Annotated in this window: 8 protein-coding genes; 3 read left to right on the forward strand and 5 right to left on the reverse strand. The window is 56.2% G+C overall.

Annotated features, from left to right (window positions below):
- Positions 1-260: 260 nt before the first annotated feature.
- The 3 genes from ACLP2E_RS10340 to ACLP2E_RS10350 all read right to left on the reverse strand — a co-directional run bounded on the left by ACLP2E_RS10340 (position 261) and on the right by ACLP2E_RS10350 (position 1,702).
- A complete protein-coding gene (locus ACLP2E_RS10340; RefSeq protein ID WP_442465862.1) occupies positions 261-452 on the reverse strand; it encodes a hypothetical protein in 192 nt (63 codons plus the stop codon).
- 132 nt (positions 453-584) lie between these two features.
- The gene (locus tag ACLP2E_RS10345; RefSeq protein WP_442465863.1) at positions 585-1,412 is read right to left on the reverse strand and encodes a plasmid pRiA4b ORF-3 family protein; all 828 of its coding nucleotides are present in this window, start codon (positions 1,410-1,412) and stop codon (positions 585-587) included.
- The gene (locus ACLP2E_RS10350; protein ID WP_442465864.1) at positions 1,409-1,702 is read right to left on the reverse strand and encodes a hypothetical protein; all 294 of its coding nucleotides are present in this window, start codon (positions 1,700-1,702) and stop codon (positions 1,409-1,411) included. The genes ACLP2E_RS10345 and ACLP2E_RS10350 overlap by 4 nt, the downstream gene beginning before the upstream one ends.
- A 39-nt stretch (positions 1,703-1,741) precedes the next feature.
- Between ACLP2E_RS10350 and ACLP2E_RS10355 the strand changes: the two genes are divergently transcribed.
- Positions 1,742-2,230: a hypothetical protein gene (locus ACLP2E_RS10355; RefSeq protein ID WP_442465865.1), complete on the forward strand. Its 489-nt coding sequence runs from the start codon at positions 1,742-1,744 to the stop codon at positions 2,228-2,230.
- Positions 2,231-2,253: 23 nt separating this feature from the next.
- On the opposite strand, the gene ACLP2E_RS10360 is transcribed toward ACLP2E_RS10355, so the two are convergent.
- Both ACLP2E_RS10360 and ACLP2E_RS10365 read right to left on the reverse strand, forming a co-directional pair.
- Positions 2,254-2,550: a hypothetical protein gene (locus ACLP2E_RS10360; protein ID WP_442465866.1), complete on the reverse strand. Its 297-nt coding sequence runs from the start codon at positions 2,548-2,550 to the stop codon at positions 2,254-2,256.
- Positions 2,551-3,849: 1,299 nt separating this feature from the next.
- The gene (locus ACLP2E_RS10365) at positions 3,850-5,046 is read right to left on the reverse strand and encodes a cation:proton antiporter (protein ID WP_442465867.1); all 1,197 of its coding nucleotides are present in this window, start codon (positions 5,044-5,046) and stop codon (positions 3,850-3,852) included.
- Positions 5,047-5,325: 279 nt separating this feature from the next.
- Here ACLP2E_RS10365 and ACLP2E_RS10370 point away from each other — a divergent pair, with 279 nt between their 5' ends.
- Both ACLP2E_RS10370 and ACLP2E_RS10375 read left to right on the forward strand, forming a co-directional pair.
- The gene (locus ACLP2E_RS10370) at positions 5,326-5,532 is read left to right on the forward strand and encodes a hypothetical protein (protein ID WP_442465868.1); all 207 of its coding nucleotides are present in this window, start codon (positions 5,326-5,328) and stop codon (positions 5,530-5,532) included.
- Positions 5,533-5,944: 412 nt separating this feature from the next.
- On the forward strand, positions 5,945-6,418 hold the full coding sequence (locus ACLP2E_RS10375) for an OmpA family protein (RefSeq protein WP_442465869.1): 474 nt from the start codon (positions 5,945-5,947) through the stop codon (positions 6,416-6,418).
- The last annotated feature ends 281 nt before the right edge of the window (positions 6,419-6,699 follow it).

Below are 6,699 nucleotides of genomic sequence, written 5' to 3' on the forward strand. Positions count from 1 at the left end.
GCGAAGGCCGCGTAAAATCGTAGGGAGCGGTGCTTATACCGCTCTTTGCCTTTTGGTGGGATCGGAAGCCAGTCTTCCACGAGCTTCTTGATCCGGTCCCTCTTGGTGTTGTCCTGTTGACTGCGCCGTCTTGGGCGGCATGGCGAAACAACAGAATCCGACGGCGGTCGGCGAAGTTGATGGCGAGTTGGTGGAAAGTTGGGTAGTGGCTCAGTTTGAAATTTCTTCAACCGACTTTTTGTAAGGGCCGCTTTTCGCCTTTAGGTCCGGTCGGCATGGATTTTCGCCATCTCTCTAAGGTTTACGTACTCGATCCCGGATTCTTTGATGGCTGTCATTATCGATAGGACAATCTCATCAATCTCCGCCAGACCTCCCGGCCTGCCCACTATTTCTGGAAGCAGGCGCCGAAGCTCGTGCTGGATACTGTAATAAACGTCGTTTTCGTGCATATTTAGCTCCCCAGCTTTGCGCTAAAGCATAGCACGGGAGACAGGCGCGAGCGAGCGTCGGTCAAGCCCTTCAAATTTCAAACTGAGACACTACCGAAAGTTGACGCCGTCCCTTGGCGAATCTTGATTTTTTCAATTGGTCGATTCTGGTTTCTTTTTTGCGAGGCGTGCCTTGGCGGCATTTCGTTGGTTTGCGATCCGACCGAGGGCGTATTTAATCGGCAATTCATCGAACTCATTGGGGTCATAGTCGTCGAGCCACAGCTTCGCCTCTGCATGATCCGGGTGTTCGGGATCGGTCGCCGCGTCGAGCGTTTCGTAAAAACCAGAGAGCCCGCCGCAATGTTCTGGCGGACCGTTTTGTTCGCCACCGATGTAGCGGGGGTAGGAGAGAGTGGCGTCGCCCGCGCGGACATTTGTGATCGTGAGCCGATGCACCCAACAATCACCGAAGTCGTAGATGTAGTCGATCATCGTGCTGGGTGGCCTGAGCAGGTCGCGGAGCCGAATGTTGCTGGCGTCGGCGCGAGTCTCGGTTCCCCAATCCTCATCCATTGGCAGCCCATATCGACGTTCGGCGATTGTGAACTCCCAAAGATGACAGTCGAACCAGCCCATGGTCGCTTGGATGATGTCGTGCAGCGTCTTGAGCGTGACCGACGTCGGAACTTCGACTTGACGCCAAATCAGCGGGTCGCTGTCCTTCAGCTCAATGCTAACCGTGGCGATCTCGTAGAATTTGTCGGCGGCGGCGGTGGTCATGCCGACAATACCGCGTGGATGGGCTTGCAGTTCCAATGCAGCAGTTTGGGGGAACGCGTCAGGCGCCCGCAACTGGATGCTGACCCGGTTTGCGCTTCGGGTTCCGATTATACCCGATTGCGGGATCATTAGCCCGGTTGGCGATGATGAGATCGCATTCGTTTCACAAGCACGCGCCGCGCGAAAATTGGCGGTCATCGCGCCAGCGTCTCTGCGACCCTTTCCGCTTGATCGATTAATTCCAACACCCGGCGGACCCGTTCGGCTGTTGTCTCAGGCACATGGTCCGAAACGAATTTCAGCCGCCAGCGCAGCCGATCCACATAAGTCTGGTTGACCAGCCGGTTTCGGGACTGTTGCCGATTGGCGAAGAACTGCGGGGCATCCAGCCAGTTCCGTTCGAAATCGTCGCGAGACGCAGCAAAGCCTTGGGTGACCATTTCGTCTGCGATGATGAAGGCGGATTCTGCTAAAATAGATTTTGCCAATTGGGTTCTCCATATGTTATTATAATGTATAAATAAGTCTTGAAAGCCATTGCCTCTTTTTTATTGGCTTGCCTGTTTTTAAAAACTCTAATATTGACGATGAGTAAGGAAAATATGAATTCAAACATTATTGTAACACAAGCTTATTCGAAAACTCAATTTCAAACCGACGTCTATGGATGGCCAGACCCATTCCTGATTCCGAACGCGCTGGCGATCCAAGACCTCATCGAACTTTGGCTGCCGCCGGATCGCGACTTCTACCTTTTCCCGGATCGGACATCCGTCGATATCAAATCCACGTTGCGCACGACGGTGTTGCCGCCGGGCGCCCGGACCTACCAATATTTATTCCATTCTCCTGCGCTTGGCTTGGTCGAAGTCCGAGCCGTTTGGCGAGATGGGCGGCTCTACAAGCGCGCCAAACATTGCCGGATAATCCGAATGCGGCCCAGCGATCTTCCCGCCGCGCAGTCGGTGTTGAACGCATGGCTGTGTTCCGAACCCCGGCCCATTTCGGCTGAATGACGATTATTTCTCACCCAATTTTTTCAACACCAAAGGAAATTATGACACTTATTCAATATCTGTGCGCCATCTGCGGCGCCGGTAAAACGAGGGTATTGGCCCGTTACGCGAAGACCCTTGCCCGAAATGGGGAGAAAGTCCTCATCGTCCAAAAAACCATCAAGCTCATCAACGCCACCGTGTGCGACGCAATCGGAGTCGCGCCGTTTTAGGTCACGCCTTTTCATTGCGACAACAACGGGCGCGGCAATGTTGCCGTCAGATTGTCCGAACATTTCAAGGATGCAAGACCGGGTGGGGAAATTGTCGTAACCACCCACGAGACATTCGCTCACATGACCTATTTTGAGGGCAAGGCGAAATGGCATGTCATCGTCGATGAAATTCCGCAGATCGACGACAGGGAATGTTTCAACCTGTCGGAAAGGCGACAGTTCTCGTGAACGAGGCCCCTGACTGCCCATGGTATAATTTGCTCATCCATCGCGCCTCGTCGATTTTGCCTGACAGTTGTTTCGAGACCTCGGGCGGCCCGTCAGAACCAGCCCGTTAAAAGGGCCGATAGTAAAGCTACTCAGTTGCCATAGTCCGTCAGTCACGACAAACTTCGGGACGGCAAGCTTGTGAACCCGCAAAAAAATGTCGGGTGAAAGCGAGCCTATGCCGGTGGAGGAAATGCGGGCTTGTTGCCCGCGAGCGAGTGGAGGGCTTGAAATGAGTGAAAAGATCGAGTCGGAAATGGTTTCGCGTCGGAGCGCGTTCTCCTTTCTCCGGTCGGCGGTTGCTTTAGCGTTAGCTGCGCCTGCCATGGTGATCGCTGCGACAGAAGCCGAGGCCGAGACCGCCGGAATGAAGCGGCGGAAAGAGCGGCGTGCCGGTCGCCATAAGCGGCGGGAGGAGCGGCGCACAGGTCATAAGACGCCTGCTGCGACAGCTCCCGCAGCGACGCCCCCCGCAGCTCCCGCAGCGCCCGCAGCGAAGCCCGCGCAATAGTAGAAACGCCGCTTCGCAAAGTTGCCTTGCGAACCCTTGGGCGTGCCGCTGACCCGCTCACCCTCCGCCTATGGTCGCGCGGAGGGTGCGCTGACCAAGCGCCCGCGCACTTCGCGCAAATATGACGCGTGATTGGCGACCAAGACCTGCTGGGACGTGAAAGTGTTTTTTGTGTGGGCGCAGCCCACCACTTCTATCCGTTGCTAATAGAAGTATTATTAGGGGCGGATAGATCGGGTGGGCTAATGGACCATCCGGCGTTTTCGCGAGACCACCTGCGTCGCGGCATATCTTGGTTCAAAAGAAGCCCGCCGTGTTTCGTCTCTGGGCGCAACGTCCCAGAGATCGCTTTGCGGTGCCATCGGCCCCGTTTCCTCAAAATTGAGGGAAGCCTCAAATCCTGAATTATCGTAAAGAAAAGGGCCGCTGTTACATCCGCAGCGGCCCGTCTCTGGCTTCAGCCCTCGGGAGGAAAACATCAGCTTAGTACCAAAGTAGGACCATTCTCTTCTTTCGACAAGCGCCGTATGGCGCGGCATAGGTCATTAATCATCGACCGGGCGGAGCGGACACAGAGCGCGCCCCTGCTGGCGTTATGCGACTGGCGCTTCTCCTTGCGGCAGGTTCTAATTCGGCAAAAAGCCCAGCCGCCGAAGCAACAGCGGCATAGTCAAGCCCTGCACGACAATGGAAAAGGCGACGACGCCAAAGGTTACGACCACGATTTCGTCGCGCAGCGGCAGTGTGGGCGGCATCGAGAGCGCCAGAGCAAGCGCAAGGGCGCCGCGTAACCCGCCCCACCAGAGGATATGCTGTTCACGAAGCGAGATCGTCCAGCGGGAGCGCAGAAAGAGAAAACTGAGCGGATATACCGTCAGGGCTCGACCGAGGAGCACAACAACAACCGAGATCAGAAGAGCCGTCCCGTAAAATCGAAACGGCATCGCCGCGACCGCGACGCCAATGAGAAAAAAGACCACCGAATTGGCGAGAAACGCCGCAAAATCCCAAATGCCGAGAATAAATTCGCGTCCCCTCGGCGAAAGGAAGCTCTTCCCGCGCAACAGATGAAAATTGGCCATCATAAGACCGGCTGTCACGGTAGCGAGCACGCCCGATGCATGGAAATATTCAGCGATCAAGAAAGAGCCATAGGCGGCAACCATGGTCAGGACGGCCAAGATCAGATGTTCCGAACTGCGCCACGCGACGATGAGCGCGGCGCCTCCGCATAGGGCTCCAATCGCTATGCCTCCCGCGATGATGAGCACCATCGCCCCGATCATCTCGATGCCAGTCCGCGCGTTTTCAGCGGACTGTGACCATGCCAAGGCTATGACAAAGAGGACCGCCGCCGCTGCGTCGTTGAACAGGCTCTCGCTTTCGACGAGCAGACGCAGGCGTCCTTTGACTTTGTTTTCCTTGAACATCGCGATAACCGCCACCGGATCGGTCGCCGCGATAAGGGCGCCGAACACCAGCGCCGAGGACGCGGGCCAGCCCAGCAGCCACGCCGTTCCCCACGCCACGACACCGGCTGACATAATGGTTCCGAACGTCGAGAGGACGAGGATCGGCACAATGTTGCGCCGTAACTGCGGCCACGAAAGTGTAATCGCCGCCTCGAACAGGAGCGGCGGCAAGATCAGGTCGAAAATGAAATCACGCGTTAAATGGAGTCCGAAGTCCACCTTCGAAAGAGCGAGGACGACACCGACAACGACGAGGCCGACGGTATAGGGGAGATTGACCCGGCGCGCCACGAGCGCGACGATCATTGCGACGGCGAGCACGCTCATGATCTGGCTTAAAGACACGTCCATTATGAGTTTTCGAATCCAAGCGCGGTCCCGCGAGGGGTCGCGCACTTCCACCCCAGCGACGAGTGTCAGCCTGCCTGCGTTCGGCGCGCCGGGCAAGCAAAACACGCAGCGTCTATCCGGGGGTAAGCGGCTGTGCCCGTGCAGAAATCAAAAATTTTTCTCAGGTATCCGTTACGGGCCGAATGGTGAAGCCATAGCATCGGGACCAACTATCGTCACGGTCGCCTGTCAAGGCATGACTTTGACTTGAGTTTGCTGCAGGAGAGTTGCTTTAAATCCATGACTCTTATGGGCAATTGTGTTACCGTTAACCTTGTAATTGCGACCGCTCAAAGCGATTTTCGGTTGGCGCTACGTGCAGTGATAATCATCACGAGCGAGAGAGAAAAAATGAGCGAAAAGGAAAACCGGGAGAAATCACAAGTTCAAATTCTGCGTGATGCCTTCGAAGGCATGAAGGGTCGTCAGCCGAATTCGGATCAATAGTTAAACGAATGGCTCGCCACTGACGAGGGCAAGCAGGCGACCATGTTTGGGTCCACGGCGCTTTCGTATTACGGCGATGAGTTTAGTGGCGGAGTTCCAGAAATCCAAATTCTGCGAGATGCCTTCGAAGGGATGAAGGGTCGTCAACCGAATTCGGATCAAGAGTTAAACGAGTGGCTCGCCACGGGCGAGGGTAAGGAGGCGGAGTCCAGTTTGATTTCGCGGTTCGCTGAAGGAAGGTGACGAATGTTGATGGCGAACCGGTCAGACCGGGATTGGTGCGGTTCGTCGTTTCAACTGTATGCCTATTTGAAAAGACGGCATAGGCTGGGCCGTCAGGAAATGTCTCCGAAGTTTTAGAAATTAATTCCGGGAGTCCGGTGGATGCCTTACTAGGAAAAGGGGAACGCCAATGTCTAAAAGCAAAAGCAGAGGAACGAGGAGCCTTGCAGCGGCGGCGCTCATAGGCCTTTTTGCGGCTCACGCTGCGACAGCGCAAGAGACGAAAGGTCTGCCTCTGGATGCTACCGCCCATTTTGTTTACTTTGACACTGGCAGCCACGCGTTATCGCCCAAAGACGAAGGCCAAATACGCGACGTGGCCGCAATGATGCAAAGCATGCCGACCGTCGTCGCCACGATCATCGGCAAGACCGATTCGGTTGGCTCTGCGGACTTCAATGAGCGCCTATCCAAACAACGCGCCGATGTGGTCTTCGGGTCTCTCGTTTATGACAACAAGGTGCCACAGGACCGGGTGGAGGTGTGCTGGACCGGCGAGCGCCTGCCATTCATGTCCGCTGCCGATGAAACGGCGTATGCACAGAACAGGGTGGTTGCGATTGTCATTAGCAAAGCGACGGTGGGCCATTTTTGTGGCAGATGAGCGTTGAAGGGTCGGCGGTCCTCGAGCCGCTTGAGGGTCAGCGTCTCGAAGCCCTGCCAAGCGGCTCTGGGGCCAGCGATGCCTTGGTTGTCCTGCCCGCCCGTAAGCTCTTGCTACGCGCTCTCACGGCTCAGGTGGCCGCCCGGCCCCTGACAAGTGCGAACGCCCTGCCAGTCCGAGCACTGGACCATCTCCATCTGAGCGGGCGCTGCCGCTGACCAAGCGCCAGCGCACGTGGCGCAAATATGATGCGTGACTGGCAACCAAGATGTGCTGGGACG

This window comes from Rhodoblastus sp., from assembly GCF_052145335.1.
Lineage (GTDB): Bacteria > Pseudomonadota > Alphaproteobacteria > Rhizobiales > Beijerinckiaceae > Rhodoblastus.

What these genes read in the sequence shown, in the direction of transcription:
- ACLP2E_RS10340 (WP_442465862.1), bottom strand. Translation starts at nt 452, where the DNA reads ATGCACGAAAACGACGTTTATTACAGTATCCAGCACGAGCTTCGGCGC.
- ACLP2E_RS10345 (WP_442465863.1), bottom strand. Translation starts at nt 1,412, where the DNA reads ATGACCGCCAATTTTCGCGCGGCGCGTGCTTGTGAAACGAATGCGATC.
- ACLP2E_RS10365 (WP_442465867.1), bottom strand. Translation starts at nt 5,046, where the DNA reads ATGGACGTGTCTTTAAGCCAGATCATGAGCGTGCTCGCCGTCGCAATG.
- ACLP2E_RS10370 (WP_442465868.1), top strand. Translation starts at nt 5,326, where the DNA reads ATGACTCTTATGGGCAATTGTGTTACCGTTAACCTTGTAATTGCGACC.
- ACLP2E_RS10375 (WP_442465869.1), top strand. Translation starts at nt 5,945, where the DNA reads ATGTCTAAAAGCAAAAGCAGAGGAACGAGGAGCCTTGCAGCGGCGGCG.